We start from the raw sequence: 17,978 nt of genomic DNA, 5'->3' as shown, positions 1-17,978 counted from the left end.
CGTTGTCAGTGGCGTTTGGTAAGAATGCAAGGGTGAGCAGCGAGAACGGGGAACGGGGTGGCGGTGCGGAGGGTGCGCCGCCTGAGCAGCTTGCGTTGATTCGGGAGAGTGTGCGGCAGGCGAAGGGGCCGAAGGCGAAGCCGCGGACGTGGCGGGGGGCCGCGTTGGCCGGGCGGTTGCCGGTTGCGCGGGTACTCGTCGACAAAGGGGTGCTGCATCTTGACCGGTACTTCGACTATGCGGTGCCCGAGGAACTTGACGCCGATGCGCAGCCCGGGGTGCGGGTGCGGGTGCGGTTCGGGGCCGGGCGGCATCGGGTGCGGGACGGGCGGCGTGAGGGCGGGGGGCTGATCGACGGGTTTCTTGTCGAGCGGCTGGCCGAGTCGGATTACTCCGGGCCGCTTGCCGCGCTGGCACAGGTCGTGTCGCCCGAGCCTGTGCTGAGTGAAGAGTTGCTGGGGCTCGCTCGGGCCGTTGCCGATCGGTACGCCGGGAGCCTTGCCGATGTGCTGCAGCTTGCCGTGCCGCCGCGTAGTGCTCGGGCCGAGCAGAAGCCGTCGCCGGCGCCGTTGCCGCCGCCTGAGGTGCCCGAGGTGGGGTCCTGGGGGCGGTACGAGCGGGGGGCCGGGTTCCTGGAGGCGCTCGCGTCGGGGGGCGCGCCCCGGGCCGTGTGGAACGCGTTGCCGGGGCCGGAGTGGAGCGAGGAGATCGCGCGGGCCGTCGCCGCGACGCTCGCCTCGGGGCGCGGGGCGCTCGTCGTCGTACCGGACGGGCGGGCCGCCGGGCGGGTCGACGCCGCGTTGACCGCGCTGCTGGGGGAGGGGCGGCATGCGCTGCTCACCGCCGATGCGGGGCCCGAGAAGCGGTATCGGCAGTGGCTGGCCGTGCGGCGGGGGTCCGTGCGCGCGGTCGTCGGGACGCGGGCCGCGATGTTCGCGCCCGTTCAGGATCTGGGGCTTGTCGCGATCTGGGACGACGGGGACGGGAGTCACAGCGAGCCGCACGCGCCGCAGCCGCATGCGCGGGATGTGTTGCTGCTGCGGGCCGCTTTGGACAAGTGCGGGTTCTTGTTGGGGAGTTGGAGTTGCACGGTGGAGGCCGCGCAGCTGGTGGAGAGCGGGTGGGCGCGGCCGTTGGTCGCGTCGCGCGAGCAGGTGCGGGGGGCTGCGCCGCTTGTACGGACCGTGGGGGACGGGGACTTGGCGCGGGACGAGGCTGCTCGGGCCGCGCGGTTGCCGACGTTGGCGTGGCAGGCGGTGCGGGAGGGGTTGAAGCACGGGCCCGTGCTGGTGCAGGTGCCTCGGCGGGGGTATGTGCCGCGGATGGCCTGTGCGCAGTGTCGGGCTGCCGCGCGGTGTCGGCACTGTGCGGGGCCGTTGGAGGGGCAGGACGCCGGTGTGCTGCGGTGCGGGTGGTGCGGGGTCGAGGAGAACTCCTGGCACTGTCCCGAGTGCGGGGGGTTCCGGTTGCGGGCCCAGATCGTGGGGGCGCGGCGGACCGCGGAGGAGTTGGGGCGGGCGTTTCCTGCGGTGCCGGTGCGGACGTCCGGGAGGGAGCAGGTGCTTGACACGGTGCCGGGGACGCCTGCGTTGGTCGTGAGTACGCCGGGGGCCGAGCCGGTTGCCGACGGGGGGTATGCGGCGGCGTTGCTGCTGGACGGGTGGGCGATGCTCGGGCGGCCTGATCTGCGGGCCGGGGAGGATGCGTTGCGGCGATGGATCGCGGCGAGTTCGTTGGTGCGGGCGCAGGGGGGTGGGGGGACTGTGGTCGTGGTTGCGGAACCTACCTTGCGGCCTGTGCAGGCGTTGGTGCGGTGGGATCCCGTTGGGCATGCCGTGCGGGAGCTTGCGGAGCGGGGGGAGTTGGGGTTTCCGCCGGTTTCTCGGATGGCTGCGGTGGCGGGGGTGGCGGGGGCTGTTGCGGAGTTTCTCGCTGCTGTTGAACTGCCGCCGGATGCTGAGGTGTTGGGGCCGGTTGCGATGGTGGTGCCGGTTGCTTCGGCGGGGCGGGCTCGGCGGGTGGGGGATCCCCCTGTCGGGGAGGAGTGGGTGCGGGCGTTGATTCGGGTGCGGCCGGGGAGTGGGGGGGCGTTGGCTGCGGCGCTGAAGGCTGCGCAGGCTGCTCGGATGGCTCGGGGTGGGGGGGATGTGGTGCGGGTGCGTGTTGATCCGCCGGATATCGGGTGAGTCACCTCGGCCTTCGGCCTCGGTTTGTCTCCCACCCGCGCACCGCCCGTTCACCGTCCGCTGAGAAGTGGACGTTTCCCGTGGGGGTTCTCGCCGTCGGCGGCCGCCGGCCGGTGGTTGTTGGGTGGGTGTGTGCTCCGCGCGCGGCGTTCACCGTCGGTTGAGGGGTGGGCCTTTGGCGTGGGAGTTCTCGTCGGCGGCCAGCGGGTGGCCGTGCGCGCGCTTGGTCTGCGTTTGTGGGTGGCCGTGCGTGGGTCCGGGCCGCAGGCGAACTGGGTTTGAACATGCAGCTGCCTCCCGGGTTTTCGCCGGGAGGCAGGCAAGGTTCGAGTGGGGTCAGCCGTTTCGGGGGCCCGGGAAAGCCGTGGGCCTGGGCTCTTCGCGGAGGGTGGGGCTGCCTGCTGTGGGCTGGGTCGGCATGGAGCGGGCGGCGGGGACCGTCGGGAGCGCGGGGAGCGCGGGGAGTGCGGGCATCGTGGGGAGGCCGGTGTTCACGCCCACCGGGCGGGTCGTCGCCGCCTCCGTCGTGCGCTCGGCGTCGGCCGCGGCCTGGGTCGCGGCGCGGCGGGCGCCGTAGCGGCGGTGGACCGCCTGCTTGGTGACGCCCAGGGCCGAGCCCACCGCGTCCCACGAGAAACCGAGTGAGCGGTCGAAGTCCACGGCGGCCGTGACCAGGGTCTCGACACTGTCCCGCAGCTCCTGCGCGAGACGGACCGTCGGGGCGGGAGCGCGTCCGTAGACGACGAAGCCCGTGGACGGGCCGGAGCGGCGCGGGCGGTAGACGTTGCCCAGCTGGGCGGTGAGCGTGCGCAGTGCGTCCACCTGCCGGCGGACCCGCTCGATGTCCCGCACCAGCAAGTGCAGGCTGGCCCGAGCCTGGGCGTCGTGGGTTGCGTGGTCGGCCATGAACAAGCCTCTCGAACCGGCGTTGAAAAGGATCGGGCCGCGCGAATGCGGCCCAAGGAGGTCAACTCTTTCTTGACCAACGCCTGTGCGCTCCGCTGGTCACGCGAAGGGGGCGTAGGGGCATATGCGTACGCCCCCGCAGAACCGGTGTGCGCTGCGGGCGCCGGGGAGTTGGGGGAGTCGTCGGTGAGTTGACGGGTGTGAGCCGCCGGGCGCGCGCGCCGGGACGCGCCATAGACTGGTGCGCTGCCCGCCCACCTCCGCCCGAGAGGCCCGAACCCTCCCATGAAGCTCGTCTTCGCCGGTACCCCCGAGGTCGCCGTTCCCGCCCTGGACGCCCTGATCGCCTCCGGGCGGCACGAGGTGGCCGCCGTCGTCACGCGGCCCGACGCGCCGGCCGGGCGTGGGCGCAGGCTGGTGGCGAGTCCCGTCGCCGAGCGGGCCGAGGAGGCGGGCATCGAGGTGCTGAAGCCCGTCAAACCGCGTGATCCGGAGTTCCTGGAGCGGCTGCGGGAGATCGCGCCCGACTGCTGTCCCGTCGTCGCCTACGGCGCCCTGCTGCCCCGTGTCGCCCTCGACATCCCCGCCCACGGCTGGGTCAACCTGCACTTCTCGCTGCTCCCCGCCTGGCGCGGCGCCGCCCCCGTGCAGCACTCGATCATGTCCGGCGACGAGATCACCGGCGCCTCCACCTTCCTGATCGAGGAAGGCCTGGACTCCGGACCCGTCTACGGCACCGTCACCGAGGAGATCCGCCCCACCGACACCAGCGGCGATCTGCTCACCCGGCTCGCGTTCGCCGGCTCGGGCCTGCTCGCTGCGACCATGGACGGCATCGAGGACGGCACCCTGAAGGCCGTACCGCAGCCGAACGAGGGCATCACCCTCGCCCCGAAGATCAACGTCGAGGACGCGGAGGTGAAATGGGCGGATCCTGCTCTGCGAGTGGACCGGGTGGTGCGTGGATGTACGCCCGCGCCCGGGGCCTGGACCGTGTTCCGCGGTGAGCGGCTCAAGCTGATTCAGGCGGTGCCCGTGCCCGAGCGGACCGACCTCGCGCCCGGTGCGCTGGCCGTCGGCAAGAACAACGTGTACGTGGGGACCGGTTCGTACGCCGTCGAGCTGCTGTGGGTGCAGGCGCAGGGCAAGAAGCCGATGCGGGCGGCGGACTGGGCGCGCGGGGCGCGGATCGGCGCGGGGGAGGGCCTCGGGACCGTCGGGACCGTGGGGGCCTGACGGACCGCGCGCGGTCCGGGTGGTGCGACGTAGGCTGGGGGTACATCTCAGCCAGAAATCCGGAGCACCTTTTTCGTGAGCGAGCAGTCCCCGCGACCCAGTAAGCCCGGCAAGCCCTACCGTCGGCCGCAGAAGGACCCCGTCCGTTTCCTCGCCTTCGAGGCGCTGCGGGCCGTGGACGAGCGGGACGCGTACGCCAACCTCGTGCTGCCGCCGCTGTTGCGGAAGGCCCGTGAGAAGGGCGATTTCGACTCTCGGGACGCGGCCCTCGCCACCGAGCTGGTCTACGGCACCCTGCGCCGGCAGGGGACGTACGACGCGATCATCGCCTCCTGCGTCGACCGGCCGCTGCGCGAGGTCGACCCGCCGGTGCTGGACGTGCTCAGCCTCGGGGTGCACCAGTTGCTCGGGACGCGGATCCCGAGCCACGCGGCCGTGTCCGCCTCCGTGGAACTCGCCCGGGTCGTGCTCGGTGACGGACGGGCCAAGTTCGTCAACGCCGTGCTGCGCAAGGTCGCGCGCGACGACCTCGACACCTGGATCGAGCGGGTCGCGCCGCCCTACGACGACGACCCCGAGGACAACCTCGCGATCGTGCACTCGCACCCGCGCTGGGTCGTCTCCGCGCTGTGGGACTCGCTCGGCGGCGGACGCGCCGGTATCGAGAGCCTGTTGGCGGCCGACAACGAACGGCCCGAGGTGACCCTGGTCGCCCGCCCCGGCCGCTCCACCACCGAGGAACTGCTCCGCGAGGAGGCCGCGCTGGCGGGGCGCTGGTCGCCGTACGCCGTGCGGCTCAGCGAGGGCGGCGAGCCCGGGGCCGTAGAAGCCGTGAAGGAGGGCCGGGCGGGGGTGCAGGACGAGGGCAGTCAGCTGGTCGCGCTCGCGCTCGCCAACGCGCCCCTCGACGGGCCGGACGAGAAGTGGCTCGACGGCTGCGCGGGCCCCGGCGGCAAGGCCGCCCTCCTCGCCGCCCTGGCCGCCGAGCGCGGGGCGATGCTCCTCGCCTCCGAGAAGCAGCCGAAACGTGCGGGCCTGGTGGCGAAGGCGCTCGCCGGGAACCCCGGGCCGTACCAGGTCATCACCGCCGACGGGACCAGGCCGCCGTGGCGTCCCGGCAGCTTCGACCGCGTCCTGATGGACGTGCCGTGCACCGGGCTCGGCGCCCTGCGTCGGCGGCCCGAGGCCCGCTGGCGGCGCCGCCCCGAGGACCTCGAAGGATTCGCGCCCCTCCAGCGCGACCTGCTGGGCACCGCGCTCGAATCCGTGCGGGTCGGCGGTGTCGTCGGATACGCGACCTGTTCACCGCACCTCGCCGAGACCCGGGCCGTCGTCGACGACATCCTCAAGCAGTACCCGCAGACCGAACTGATCGACGCCCGCCCGCTCCTGCCGGACGTTTCGGAACTCGGCGCGGGTCCCGACGTACAGCTGTGGCCGCATCTGCACGGGACCGACGCGATGTATCTGGCGCTCATCCGCCGGACCGGCTGAGGGGTCTGTCATACGACGCGCTGGAGGGCCTCCCGTGTGAGGTCGGGCAGCGTCGGGTAGCCGTCCACGGCCATGATCAGGTCGGCCTCCGCCAGGAGTGAGCGCAGCACGTGGACGATGCCGTCCGTGCCGCCCAGGGCGAGGCCGTAGGCGTACGGGCGGCCGATGCCTACGGCGGTGGCGCCCAGGGCGATGGCCTTGACGATGTCGGCGCCGCTGCGGATGCCGGAGTCGAACAGGACCGGGAGGCCGTCCGCCGCCTCGACCACGGCGGGCAGCGCGTCCAGCGCGGGGAGGCCGCCGTTGGCCTGGCGACCGCCGTGGTTGGAGCAGTAGACGCCGTCCACGCCTCCGTCCTTCGCGCGGCGTACGTCCTCGGGGTGGCAGATGCCCTTCACGATCAGCGGGAGGTCGGTGAGGGACCGTAGCCAGGGGAGGTCGTCCCAGGTGAGAGGGTTGCCGAAGAGCTGGGTCCAGAGCAGGACCGCGGACTGCGGGTCCTCCTCCGGGGTGCGGGCGAGGCGGGCGCGGAAGACCGGGTCGCTGGTGTAGTTGGCGAGGCAATGGCCGCGCAGCTGGGGGAAGTTGGCGGTGGACAGGTCGCGGGGGCGCCAGCCGGTGACCCAGGTGTCCAGGGTGACCACGATGCCCTTGTAGCCCGCCTGTTCCGCGCGGTGGACGAGGCTCGCGGCGAGGTCGCGGTCGGTGGGCGTGTAGAGCTGGAAGAGGCCCGGGGTGTCCCCGAACTCGCCCGCGACCTCCTCCAGCGGGTCGACCGTGAGCGTGGAGGCGATCATCGGAACTCCGGTGCGCGCGGCGGCTCTTGCGGTCGCCAGGTCGCCGTGGCCGTCCTGGGCGCACAGGCCGATGACGCCGATCGGAGCCATGAAGACGGGAGAGGGCAACCGCATCCCGAACAGGTCGACGGACAGGTCGCGTTCGGCCGCGCCGACGAACATGCGGGGGACCAGGCCCCAGCGGTCGAAGGCGGTGACGTTGGCCCGCTGGGTGCGTTCGTCTCCGGCGCCGCCCGCGACGTACGACCACACGGAGGGCGGCAGCGCGGAGCTCGCCCGGTCCTCCAACTCCGCGAAGGCCATGGGGTAGGACGGCACGATGCCGCCGAGCCCGTTCAGGTAGATCTCGTTCTGGTAGGAGCCGAACGGCTGTCCCAAGCCCATGCCATCTCCCTCTGCGCTGAGGTGCCCTGCCCGCTGCTGAAAGCCGGTGAAGTGCAGGATTCTCGCACCTCGGGTCGGGCATCGCCGAGCGGGGCGGTCTGAGGGAGGGGTTGCCGTTGTGCCCGCCTCTGACGACTCCGACGACTCCGGTTCAGGCGGCGGGAGTTGTGGGGGCGAGCCGGACGGGCAGTTCCCGCCAGCCCTGGGCGATGAACGAGGGGACCTGTTCCAGGTCGTCGTCCTCCACCGCCAGGGAGATGCCCGGGAAGCGCGCGAAGAGCGCGGGCAGCGCGGCGAGCGTCTCCACGCGGGCCAGCGGGGCGCCGACGCAGCGGTGCACGCCGATGCCCAGGGCGAGATGCCCGTCCGCGTTCCTGGCCACGTCGAACAGGTGGGCGTCGAGGCCGAAGCGCTCCGGGTCGTGGCCCGCCGCGGCGATGGTCGTGAGGATGGCCTCCCCGGCGCGGATCGTCGTACCGTCGGGGGTCTTGATGTCGGAAACCGCGTAGCGCAACGGCACGTTGGCGATGGAGGGGGCCCAGCGCAGCGTTTCCTGGATCACCTGGTCCCAGGTCAACTGCCCGGCGAGCACCTGCTTGAGCTGGTCGGGGTGGCGGAGCAGGGCGTGCACGGCGTTGCCGATCAGGTTGACGGTCGTCTCGAAACCGGCGCCGATGACGAGGAGAAGGGTGTGGATCAACTCCTCCTCGGAGAGCCGGTCACCCTGGTCGCGGACCGTGATCAGCTCGGTGGTCAGGTCGTCGCCGGGGTGCTCGCTCTTCTCCGCTATCAGTGCCGGCAGGACTGTCACGATCTGTTCGAGGATGTCCGCGGCCTGCTCCGGGGTGCCGGTGGTGTCCATGATTCCCTCGATGAGCCGCGCGACCGCGTCCCGCATCCGCTCGGGCACGCCGAACAGGTCGCAGATCATCCGCATGGGCAGCCGATGCGCGAACTCCGCCCTTAGATCGATGACTTGGCCCGCCGGGACCTCCGCCATCGCGTCCAGCAGACCCGCGGTGATCTCCCGCACCCGGGGGAGCATGGCCTCGGTGCGGTGCCGGGTGAAACTCGGGGCGACGAGCTTCCGCAGGCGGGTGTGGTCCTCGCCGTAGGAGCTGAGCATGTTGACGATGCTGGTCCAGCTGTAGAGCCAGGCCCAGCCCGGTTCGCCGGCGACCTTGTCGTACAGGGCCCAGTGGCGGCGGGCGTCCCGGCTGACGCGGGGGTCGAGCATCAGTGACTTCAGGAGGTCGTACCGGGTGACGGCCCAGGCGGGGACACCGCCGGGGAGTTCCACGGGGACGAGGGCGCCGAGGGCGCGGAGGCGTGCGGCTTCTTCGGGGACTGCCCTGCCGAAGGGGTCGAGCACGACGGTTCGGCGCTTGTCCACGGGGGCTCCTCATGGTTGTCGGACGGCGGGCGCGCAAGTAGGCGTGGTGGTACGGCGGTTGGGGGAGTGCTGGGTGCGCGTCGAGCAGGCCCACGGAGGACTCCTCGCCGACGCTCAGTGCATCGCGGCGGCCGTGTCGCGTCGGCTGCCGGTGAGCCGTATGTCCTCGCCCAGCAGGCCGCGCAGGATGAGGCCCATGCTCTCGTCCAGGGCCCGCATCGCGACCGGGTTGATGATCGGTTCCAGGCTGGGGATGCCCAGGTCGAACTCGCACGTGAACAGGACGCTCACGTCCGTACCGGCCTGGGTGATGTCCCACGTGCCCGCGAAACTCGCGAAGTCGCCGGTGAGTTGGTCGAAGGTGATGCGCCGGGCGACGGGATCCATGACGTCCCGTTCGGTCCACCGGAGCAGACCGCTGCGGAAGTGCACCTCCCAGGCGGACTCCACGGTGTCGGTTCCGTCGGTCCGGTCGGTCCGGTTGATCCCGTCGGCCCCGTCGGCCCCGTCGGGCGTCACGGTGACGGACCGGACCGTGTCCGTGTAGTCGGTGTACCGCTCGTAGTCCTGGACCCGGTCGAAGACATGGGTGGCGTCTCCGTCCGGGACGATCGCTTCGATCCGTACGTGGCAGGTCATCTGGGCGTCTCCGTAAGGGTGTTGGACTGTCCGGGAGGCGAGGATCGGGTACGCGGAGGGCGTGCTCAGCCGAGCACCAGCGGGCCGCCCGCGAAGGCCGCGCACATGCCCTCCGCGGCCCATCTGCGCGACGGCGGATGGAACTTCAGGGCCGCCGTGCACGCCGAGAGATACGCGGTGTCGTCGGTGGAGACGTAGGCCATGCCGCCCAGCGCCTCCAGGCACCGGGGCACGACCCGGTCGATGGTGTCCTGCGTCGAGAAGCGGCTGACCAGTGCGCGGAGCAGGTCGTCCTGGCCGAGTGGCCGGCCCGTGTCCATCACGGCGGCCGCACCGCGGATGCCGCCCATGGCCGACTCCAACTCGACCAGGATCGCGGCCCGTTCGGCGGCGCTCGCCCGCTTCGCCAGCAGTACGCGCTCGGCCAGCGCGCTGGCCATCCCCAGGTACGACGCGGCCATCAGCAGCTCGAACCACACGAAGCCCACGGTCTGGACCGGGTCCAGCGTGCGGTCCTCGCCGAGCCCGGTGCGGACCACGAGATCCGGCGGGACGTGGACGTCGTGCAGCCGGACCTCGTCGCTCTCCGCGCCGGCCAGGACGAAGCTTCCCCAGAACGGGTGCACGGAGACGCCGGGTGTCGCGGCAGGCACCACTGCCACGGCCAGCTCCGGACCCTGCCCGTCGTCGAGCGTCACCGACACGCTCAGCAGGTCCATCGAGGCCGACAGGCTGCACGGCTTCTTTGCGCCGTTGAGCACCACGTCGTCGCCGTCCTGGTGCGCCTTGATGGAGGAGTCGAGGATCGACTGTCCCGACCGGCCCTCGGCGAACCCCGAGGCGACCAGCAGCCGTTGGTCGGCGACAGCCTCCAGCAGCATCCACTCCATGCCGTGCGCGACCTCGTACGCCTGGACCAGCCCGGCCACCGACAGGTGGTGCATGGTCGTGGCCACCGCCAGCGACGGGCTGCGCGCGCCGATCGCCCGCTGCAACGACACGGCGTCCTCGGCGCCGATCCCGAGACCGCGGTGTTCCGCCGGCACGAGCAGCGCGGGGCCGCCCGCGGCTTTGAACAGGGGCAGCGCTGGTCCGCCCGGGCGCTCCCGTTCCCGTTGCAGCAGTTCGGCGAGCCGCTCGTCCAGCCCGGGCAGGAACCGGTCCAGCACCGCGCGTTCGGGATCAAGAAAGTACATCGCCGTCTCCTCCTCGATCTGCGGGATTGCTCCGGGAGCCACGGGAGCCACGGGGGACCGCTGTCGCCTTCGCCCGGGCGCTCACGCCGACGCCCTGGCGCCGAGCCGGTCGGCGATCAGACGCCTTACCGATGCCCGCCAGGCGTCCTCGTTGGCCCGCACTCCGGCCGCGGCCCCGATACCGGGTACGTCAGTGAGCGAACTGGGCAGCGGCTTCTCGTTGAAGAGGACGGACGACATGTCCAGCAGCCGGTCCAACCGGGTCTGCGCCCACTCGGGCACCACGTCGAAGAAGGCCGGGCGGACCAGCCGTTCGACGACATCGGGTGCCAGCACCCGCAGCGGCCGGACCGCGATGCCCGCCTCCGCCGCCTCCTCGACGATCACCTGGACCAGCCGGTCGCAGGTCAGGGCGTGGGCTCCGCCGCTGAGCCAGTGCTCGGCGGGGTGTGCGCCGTCGTCCAGCAGGGACACGATCGCGCGGGCCACGACGTCCTGCGGTACGAAGTCGACGTAGCTCGCGGGGTCGCTCGGCACGAAGGGCAGGCGGTTGCGGAGCACCTGCTGGGCGAAGATGTGCAGCCCCTGCGGTTCGGCGATCTCCCCGGTCACGGAGTCGCCGATGATGATCGACGGGCGTACGACGGTCACCTTGCCGCCGGCCGCCGCGACCGCCTCCTCGCCGGCGGTCTTGGAGGCCACGTAGTCCGCGGGGCTGTTCCCGGCCCGCTCGGCGCGGTTGCCCCCGGCGGCCAGGATCTCCCGGTAGCGGGCCACGTACGCGGTGCTGACGTGGATCAGCGGAACACCGGCGTCGGCCGCGAACCGGGCGACCCGCCCGGCCCCTTCGACGTTCACCGCGTGCATCGAGGCGCGGCCGGAACCGAAGGCGACCATGCCGGCGGCGTGGACCACCGCGTCCGTACGTGCGCACAGGTGCCGGTAGGAGGCGACGTCGAGGCCCAGCCGGGGCCGGGTGACGTCGCCGGCCAGGACCTCGGCGCCGGAGGAGAGGGGCCTGCGGTGCGTCAACGCGATCACGTGGTGGTGGCGCAGATGCAGATACGGCAGCAGGGCGGTGCCGAGGACGCCGCTGGCGCCGGTGAGTAACACGGTCTGGGGGCGTGCCGGGCGTGCCGGGCGTGCCGGGCGTGCCGGGTGCGGTGGGTCGGTCGGGCGTGCCGGGTCCGGTGGGTCGGTCGGGTTGCGCGAACTCGCCGTAATCTCAAGGTTGTTGGGGTTCTCGGGGTACGTAGGCATGTCGTCAGCCTTTCGGGAGCCTCGTGGCCGTGTGCGGGCCGCCGGGTCGGTTCGCGGGGTCGATTCGCCGGGTCAGGTCAGGGACTTGGCCATCGCCGTCAGGGCACCCTCGACGGCCTCCAGCAGCCGGGCCTCCTGCGCCGGGGAGAGCACGGCGGGCGGGGTCAGCCGGACAACTGGATGGGCGTTGAGCGAGTGGTTGACCACGACCCCGCGGTCGACCATCTCCAGCAGGAACTCACCGGCCGCCCCCGCGTCCACCAGCTCGATCCCGATCAGCAGCCCGGCACCGCGGATCTCACGGACCGGGCCGGGAGCGCGGTCGGCGGCGACGGCCCGGAGCGCGGGAAGGAGCCGGGCGCCGATGGCGGCGGCGCGTTCGACGAGCCCCTCGTCCCGGATGACCCCGATGGTCGCGCTGGCGGCGGCCATGGCGATCGGGGCGCCGGAGTAGGTGGAGGTGTGCAGGAAGGGGTCACTGTCGAACGGCTCGAAGGCCTCCTGGGTCGCGAGCGTGGCCGCCACCGGCATCACCCCACCCGAGAGCGCCTTGCCCGTCACGAGCACGTCAGGCCGTACCCCCTCGGCGACACAGCCCCACCAGGAGCCGAGCCGACCCAGCCCGGTCATCACCTCGTCGACCACCAGGAAGGCACGGTGTTCCCGGCACAGTGCGGCGACCGCCCCCAGATATCCGGGCGGCGGCACGATCACACCGGCCTCGCTCTGCACCGGCTCCACGACCACGCAGGCGTCCGCGCCGCCATCACCCAGCACAGCAGCCAGCGCGTCGGTGTCGCCGAACGGCACATGCTGGACGTCCGGCAGCAGGGGCCGGAACGGGTCCTGGTAGAGCGCCTTCGCGGTCAGGGACAGCGCCCCGAGGGTCTTGCCGTGATAGCCGTCCCGCATCGAGATCAGCCGCCGCCTGCCGTGCGCGCGGGCGAGCTTCACGGCGGCTTCGACAGCCTCGGTCCCCGAACCGGAGAAGTGCACCCGGTCCAGGCCCGCAGGCGCGACCCCGGCGAGAGCCGAGGCGGCGAGCCCCGAAACGGGGTCCAGGAACAGCCGCGTGGACAACGCCAGCCGCTCCGCCTGCCGCCGCACCGCAGCGACGACCCGCGGATGCCCGGCCCCGACGAAGAACACGCCGTAGCCGCCGCAGTTGAGGTAGTTCGTGCCGTCGGTGGAGGTGATCTCAGCCCCGCGTGCGGACTCCTCCACGATGTTCCCGAACATCGCAGCCAGCCGCCCGCGCCCGGAGCTGAGATGCCGTGCGTGCAGCGCAACCAACTCTGTCTCTGTCCGACTCACTGCACATTCCCCCGTGACGACGCGTGACGTGCCGCCGAGCATGGGCTCCGCGCGGAGGCCGGGTCACGCCCTGGTCCACTGACCGGAACGGCACTGTTTCCACCCGGTCCAGAACAGCGCCGGGTAAGGGGCGCGGGGCAGTGTCGATTTGCGGCTCCGCCGCGGGGCGCGCCCAGCCACAACGCACCCGCACCCGAAATGGCACCGCATCCACAACGGACCGATGCGGCCAACCCCCGGAGGGCATGGCAGGCTTGGGGCATGGCCGTCCAGATCAACCCCAGCATCCTGTCCGCAGACTTCGCCCGCCTCGCCGAGGAGGCGAAGGCGGTGGAGGGAGCCGATTGGCTCCACGTCGACGTCATGGACAACCACTTCGTCCCGAACCTCACGCTCGGCGTACCGGTCGTAGAGTCGCTGGCCCGGGCGACGGACACCCCGCTGGACTGCCATCTGATGATCGAGGACGCCGATCGCTGGGCGCCGCAGTACGTCGAGGCGGGTGCCTCCTCCGTCACCTTCCATGTCGAGGCGGCCGGTGCGCCGGTACGGCTCGCCCGCGAGATTCGGGCCAAGGGGGCGCGCGCGTCCATGGCGCTGAAGCCCGCGACGCCGATCGAGCCGTACGAGGATCTGCTCCCCGAACTCGACATGCTGCTGATCATGACCGTGGAGCCGGGCTTCGGTGGCCAGTCGTTCCTCGACATCATGCTGCCGAAGATCCGCCGCACCCGTGAGCTGATCAAGAAGCACGGACTGGAGCTGTGGCTGCAGGTCGACGGGGGAGTTTCGGCCTCGACGATCGAGCGCTGCGCGGACGCGGGCGCGGACGTGTTCGTCGCCGGTTCGGCGGTGTACGGGGCATCCGACCCGGCCGCGGCGGTACGTGCATTGCGCACACAGGCGGAGGTGGCCACCGGCAAGGCATCCTGGGCGTGCGACCACTGAGCGGCAGGTATGTGAACGGCGGCCATCAAGGCTGATCAAGTGCGCCGGATCTGCGAGGATGAACGGCGAATCCAGAGTGTGAACAGCAGTGAGGAGATCGCCGTGTCGGGTATGTCGGCGGGCCGGTCAGCCATGCGGATGGGACCCGCAGAGCTGGTGCAGGCGGCGGCCATGGCCCGCCGCTTCTACCTCGAGGGCAAGTCCAAGATCCAGATCGCGGAGGAGTTCGGCGTCAGCCGCTTCAAGGTGGCCCGGGTCCTGGAGACCGCTCTCGAACGGGATCTCGTACGGATCGAGATCCGAGTACCGGCCGAACTGGACGCGGAGCGCTCGGACGCGCTGCGTGCCCGGTACGGCCTGAGGCACGCCGTCGTGGTCGAGTCCCCGGCCGAGGTCAGCGAGGAGTCGCCCGACCCCGAGAACCTCGGGGAGGTCGCGGCCGACCTGCTCGGCGAGCTGGTCAACGAGGGCGATGTGCTCGGCCTGGCCTGGGGCCGGTCCACCATCCACATGGCGGCGGCGCTCGACCGGCTGCCGCCCTGTACGGTGGTCCAGCTGACGGGCGTGTACGACGCGGGGACCGCGGAGCGCGGCTCGGTCGAGGCCGTACGGCGGGCCGCGCAGGTGTCGGGCGGCGACGCCCACCCCATCTACGCGCCGATGCTGCTGCCGGACGCGGCTACCGCAGAAGCGTTGCGCCACCAGACGGGGATCGCCCGGGCCTTCGAGTACTTCGACAAGGTCACGGTCGCCTGCGTCTCCATCGGCTCCTGGGAGCCGGGCATCTCGACGGTCTACGACATGCTCAGCGACGAGGAGCGGGCGCACTACTCGTCCTTCGGTGTCGCCGCCGAGACGTCCGCGCACCTCTTCGACGCCGAGGGCCGCCGGGTCGGCCGGGACCTGGGCGAGCGGTGCATCACCGTCAAGGCGGACCAGCTGCGCCGTATCCCCGAGGTCGTCGCGATCGCGGGCGGACAGCGGAAGGCGGCGGCGATCGACGCGGTGCTGCGGTCGGGTCTGGTCACCAGCCTGGTGACGGACACCGCGGCGGCGGACTATCTGATGACGGCCGGTTCGCCGCCGAAGTCGGCGCTCAGCCGGACGGACCCCGACGGGATCTGAACCGACACCCACGGGATCTGAACCCACACCGACGGGTCCTGACAACGGGTCGTAAGGGGACGGCCGTGGCAGCATCAGGCGCATGCTGCTGCGGTTCGTCCCCCGAGTGTTTCTCGCCTGCCGGGTGCTTCTCGTCTGTCTGGCCGTACTGCTGCCGGTCGGCTGTTCCGCTACGGCCACCACCGGCACCACAGCCACCGACACGACCGGCGTCACACTCTCCCAACTCCCCGCCGAGGCACGGCAGACCGTCGCTCTCATCGACAAGGGCGGCCCCTTCCCGTACGCCAAGGACGGGGTCGTCTTCGGGAACTACGAGAAGCTGCTGCCCCAGCAAAAGCACGGCTACTACCACGAATACACCGTCAGGACGCCGGGCTCGCGCGACCGCGGGGCCCGGCGCATTGTCACCGGGCAGGACGGCGAGATCTACTACACCGATGATCACTACAAGTCGTTCAGGACGGTACTGAGATGACACAGCTCGCGGTCACGCTGGACCTCGACGGGGTCACGGACAAGGCCGGCCTGATGGACCGCTGCGCCCGTGCGCTGTCCCTGCCCGACTGGTTCGGCCGCAACTGGGACGCCCTCGCGGACAGTCTCGGCGACCACACCGTGTGGCCCGAGGGCGCGGTGGAACAGGGGCTGCTGGTCGTCGTACGGAACTGGCAGCCGTACGCCAAGGCGCGGCCCGACGAGTGGGAGACCGCCGTCGACGTCTTCGGCGGCGCGGTCGACAACACGCCGGAGCTTTCGGTCGTGCTCGCGCTGGGCGGAACCAAGCTCTAGCCCGATTGTCCGAGGCGGCTGGCAGAGTGTTCGGTATGGAGCAACAGGAGCAGCGCACGTCGGTTCGTCTCGTGGTCGTGGACCCGGACCTCGAAGCGCAGTGCGACCGGGTGGAAGAGCACTTGCTGGCGCCCCTGGCCGAGTCCGTGGGCGGAGCGAGCGGGCACGCGCTGTTCGCGGACGGGCTCGCCGTCTTCACGCGGGTGCGGGAGCTGCTGACCGACGCGGTCGCGCAGGGGCCCAAGGTGTGGTCGCCGAACGGCCGTTGGGAACACGAGGGCCTGCGCATCGTCGAACTGCCCACGGAGGACACGGACTTGCTGTACGCGCTGCTGCGCGAGCTGTCCGGGCTGCTCGTGGCACCGCCGGACCTGCCCGACCCCTCGGGTGTCGTGGCCACCGTCCGGGGCACCGTCCTCACGCCCGAGAAGACCGCCGTCGGCCTGGTCGGCGCGCTGGCACGGGTGCTGTCCCTGGTGGACCTCACCCCCGACGCCGATACGGCCACACTCTTCGCGGCGATCGAGGCGGGCGGCGGCGAGGACGTGAGGCTCAGTTACGCGCAGGACGAGGCGTGGCAGCGCCTCGCCCACCGGCTCACGATGCTGCTGACCGAGTCGGCTCCGCTGCACCGGTTCCTGTACTGATCCCTCGTTCTAGTGCGAACGCCTGCGGCGGCGGTGGACGACGAGGGCGGCGGCGCCCAGCAGGACAGCACCGGTTGCCCCGGCGGCGATGAGTGCCGTGCGGTCCGCGCCGGTGTCGGCGACGGTGTCGCCGGGCGGTGCCGTCGACGTGCTGAAGGCGAAGGTGACGTGGTCGTTGGCGGAGTTCGGGTCGTGAAGGGCGATGCCGGCCGGGCCGGGGCGCACGGTCGCCGAGCCCTTGGCGCCGTCGTAGCTCTTGTCCGCCTTCACCGACAACAGGGACTCCACGTTCTTGCCGGCCCCGATACCGAACGGCACGACGCACACGTAGTGCCGGTGGCCCGCCTCGAAAGGTGCCGTCGTGGTGTCGCTGACCCAGAGGAAGCAGGGGCCGTACGCGCTGTCCTCGGACTCCGCGTGCTCGTAGTCGGTCGCGACCGTGTGCCGGGGCAGGACCACGTCGACCTCGGCGACGTATTCGTTGTCGGTCTCGTTGCCGGTCGCGTACACGGCGGCCGGGCCGTGGTTGACGACGGTGAGGTTCAGCGTCCATCCGTCCGCACCGGGGGCGGGCTTCGCCGTGGCCGTGGCCGCCAGATCCGCGGAGCTGTCGGCGAGGACGCCGACGCGGCCCGTGGCGCCGCTCTCGAAGCCCTCTCCCGTTCCGGACGCGGGCACCAGGGTGAGCGCCGGGCCGGCGCCCGGTTCGAGTTCGGCGTCGAGTCGGTCCTCGGGTCGTGCGCCGGGCTGTAGCAGTTCGGCCGTGTAGTTGATCTCGCCGGTCAGGACGTGCGCGCCGATCGCGGCGGTCAGCGGGCTGCTCAGCTCGAAGGTGGCGCCCGCGGCCACGGCGGCCGGGAAGACGCAGGTGACGGAGGTCGGGCTGGCGGGTGCGGCGAGGTCGGTGCCGGTGCTGTAGCCGCAGTTGGAGAACTTCCGGTCGAAGACCAGACCTCCCGCCCCCACCCAGTGCACCGCGATGCGCCGGTCGGTGGCCAGGTCCCCGGTGTTGCGGAGCCGGAGCGGCACGTCGATCCGGGAGCCGATCCTGGCGTGGGTCACGTCCGGCACCTTGCCGACGACCAGGTCGGGGACGCCGACGACCACCTTCACCCGCGCCGTGCCGGGGGCCCCGTGGCCGGCGGAGGCGGTGTACTTCATCGTGCCGGTGGCGCCGAGGGCGGCGCCCGGGTCCGCCCGCACGGTGAAGTCCAGGTTCGTCAGCTGGGAGGTGTTCTGGTTGGCGCAGGAGAAGACCTGCCCGTGGGCGGTGCACCTCGGATCGGCGACCGCGATGCGCGCGACGCCCGCGAGGCCCCGGGCATCGATGACGAGCGTCTGCTCCGCGGGCGGGGGAAGGTTCACCGAGGGGTCGGAGAAGTTCCAGATCACGTGGACCGACTGCGCGGCCGAGCCCACGTCGATCTGCTTGTCCGCCTGGATCGTCGTGTGGGCCTTCGTAGGAACCTTCGTAGGAACCTTCGTAGGAACCTTCGTGGGGAGGCGAGACGGATCGGCGGCCACGGCGGCCGGGCCGGACGCCAGGGCGAGCACCACGGCGGCGAGCGCCGCCCCGAACATCATGCGCTGGGAAGCCATGCCCGTTCGATGCGCGAGCTGCCCCGAAGGTTGCCCGCGCACGCATCCCAGACGCTCTCCTG

16 protein-coding genes are annotated in these 17,978 nt (G+C 71.8%); 8 read left to right on the top strand and 8 right to left on the bottom strand.

Going from position 1 to position 17,978, the window contains the following annotated elements; translation table 11 throughout:
- Positions 1–32 precede the first annotated feature (32 nt).
- The gene (locus tag SPR02S_RS24900) at positions 33–2,186 is read left to right on the top strand and encodes a primosomal protein N' (RefSeq protein ID WP_026150840.1); all 2,154 of its coding nucleotides are present in this window, start codon (positions 33–35) and stop codon (positions 2,184–2,186) included.
- 336 nt (positions 2,187–2,522) lie between these two features.
- Here SPR02S_RS24900 and SPR02S_RS24895 read toward each other — a convergent pair whose 3' ends face one another.
- Positions 2,523–3,092: a hypothetical protein gene (locus SPR02S_RS24895; RefSeq protein ID WP_019059725.1), complete on the bottom strand. Its 570-nt coding sequence runs from the start codon at positions 3,090–3,092 to the stop codon at positions 2,523–2,525.
- Positions 3,093–3,377: 285 nt separating this feature from the next.
- Between SPR02S_RS24895 and fmt the strand changes: the two genes are divergently transcribed.
- On the top strand, positions 3,378–4,328 hold the full coding sequence (fmt, locus tag SPR02S_RS24890; protein ID WP_019059724.1) for a methionyl-tRNA formyltransferase: 951 nt from the start codon (positions 3,378–3,380) through the stop codon (positions 4,326–4,328).
- Between the two features lie 75 nt (positions 4,329–4,403).
- On the top strand, positions 4,404–5,822 hold the full coding sequence (locus tag SPR02S_RS24885) for an RsmB/NOP family class I SAM-dependent RNA methyltransferase (protein ID WP_019059723.1): 1,419 nt from the start codon (positions 4,404–4,406) through the stop codon (positions 5,820–5,822).
- A gap of 8 nt (positions 5,823–5,830) precedes the next feature.
- Here SPR02S_RS24885 and SPR02S_RS24880 read toward each other — a convergent pair whose 3' ends face one another.
- From SPR02S_RS24880 to SPR02S_RS24855, 6 genes are all read right to left on the bottom strand, one after another.
- On the bottom strand, positions 5,831–7,003 hold the full coding sequence (locus SPR02S_RS24880; RefSeq protein WP_019059722.1) for an alpha-hydroxy-acid oxidizing protein: 1,173 nt from the start codon (positions 7,001–7,003) through the stop codon (positions 5,831–5,833).
- 151 nt (positions 7,004–7,154) lie between these two features.
- A complete protein-coding gene (locus SPR02S_RS24875; protein ID WP_019059721.1) occupies positions 7,155–8,396 on the bottom strand; it encodes a cytochrome P450 family protein in 1,242 nt (413 codons plus the stop codon).
- Positions 8,397–8,510: 114 nt separating this feature from the next.
- A complete protein-coding gene (locus SPR02S_RS24870; RefSeq protein ID WP_019059720.1) occupies positions 8,511–9,035 on the bottom strand; it encodes a type II toxin-antitoxin system RatA family toxin in 525 nt (174 codons plus the stop codon).
- 65 nt (positions 9,036–9,100) lie between these two features.
- Positions 9,101–10,273 carry an acyl-CoA dehydrogenase family protein gene (locus SPR02S_RS24865; protein WP_306305741.1) on the bottom strand — a complete coding sequence of 391 codons (1,173 nt, stop codon included), beginning with the start codon at positions 10,271–10,273 and terminating at the stop codon, positions 9,101–9,103.
- A 39-nt stretch (positions 10,274–10,312) separates the two neighbouring features.
- Positions 10,313–11,491, bottom strand: a complete 1,179-nt coding sequence (locus SPR02S_RS56240; RefSeq protein WP_019059718.1) for an SDR family oxidoreductase — start codon at positions 11,489–11,491, stop codon at positions 10,313–10,315.
- Between the two features lie 72 nt (positions 11,492–11,563).
- Entirely contained in the window at positions 11,564–12,784 is a 1,221-nt protein-coding gene (locus tag SPR02S_RS24855) for an aspartate aminotransferase family protein (RefSeq protein WP_019059717.1), read from the bottom strand.
- Between the two features lie 282 nt (positions 12,785–13,066).
- On the opposite strand from SPR02S_RS24855, the gene rpe reads away from it, so the two are divergent.
- The 5 genes from rpe to SPR02S_RS24830 all read left to right on the top strand — a co-directional run bounded on the left by rpe (position 13,067) and on the right by SPR02S_RS24830 (position 16,317).
- Positions 13,067–13,753, top strand: a complete 687-nt coding sequence (rpe, locus tag SPR02S_RS24850; protein ID WP_019059716.1) for a ribulose-phosphate 3-epimerase — start codon at positions 13,067–13,069, stop codon at positions 13,751–13,753.
- A gap of 78 nt (positions 13,754–13,831) precedes the next feature.
- A complete protein-coding gene (locus SPR02S_RS24845; RefSeq protein ID WP_019059715.1) occupies positions 13,832–14,878 on the top strand; it encodes a sugar-binding transcriptional regulator in 1,047 nt (348 codons plus the stop codon).
- A gap of 82 nt (positions 14,879–14,960) precedes the next feature.
- Positions 14,961–15,356 carry a guanyl-specific ribonuclease gene (locus SPR02S_RS24840; RefSeq protein ID WP_019059714.1) on the top strand — a complete coding sequence of 132 codons (396 nt, stop codon included), beginning with the start codon at positions 14,961–14,963 and terminating at the stop codon, positions 15,354–15,356.
- On the top strand, positions 15,353–15,670 hold the full coding sequence (locus SPR02S_RS24835) for a barstar family protein (protein ID WP_019059713.1): 318 nt from the start codon (positions 15,353–15,355) through the stop codon (positions 15,668–15,670). Before SPR02S_RS24840 ends, SPR02S_RS24835 begins: the two co-directional genes overlap by 4 nt.
- A 35-nt stretch (positions 15,671–15,705) precedes the next feature.
- The gene (locus SPR02S_RS24830) at positions 15,706–16,317 is read left to right on the top strand and encodes a hypothetical protein (protein WP_043258465.1); all 612 of its coding nucleotides are present in this window, start codon (positions 15,706–15,708) and stop codon (positions 16,315–16,317) included.
- A gap of 9 nt (positions 16,318–16,326) precedes the next feature.
- Here SPR02S_RS24830 and SPR02S_RS24825 read toward each other — a convergent pair whose 3' ends face one another.
- Positions 16,327–17,916: a hypothetical protein gene (locus SPR02S_RS24825; protein WP_019059711.1), complete on the bottom strand. Its 1,590-nt coding sequence runs from the start codon at positions 17,914–17,916 to the stop codon at positions 16,327–16,329.
- Between the last annotated feature and the right edge of the window lie 62 nt (positions 17,917–17,978).

Source organism: Streptomyces prunicolor NBRC 13075 (assembly GCF_000367365.1).
Taxonomy (GTDB): domain Bacteria; phylum Actinomycetota; class Actinomycetes; order Streptomycetales; family Streptomycetaceae; genus Streptomyces; species Streptomyces prunicolor.
Note: the sequence above shows the minus strand (reverse complement) of the source record. Positions and strands in the feature narration are given on the sequence as shown.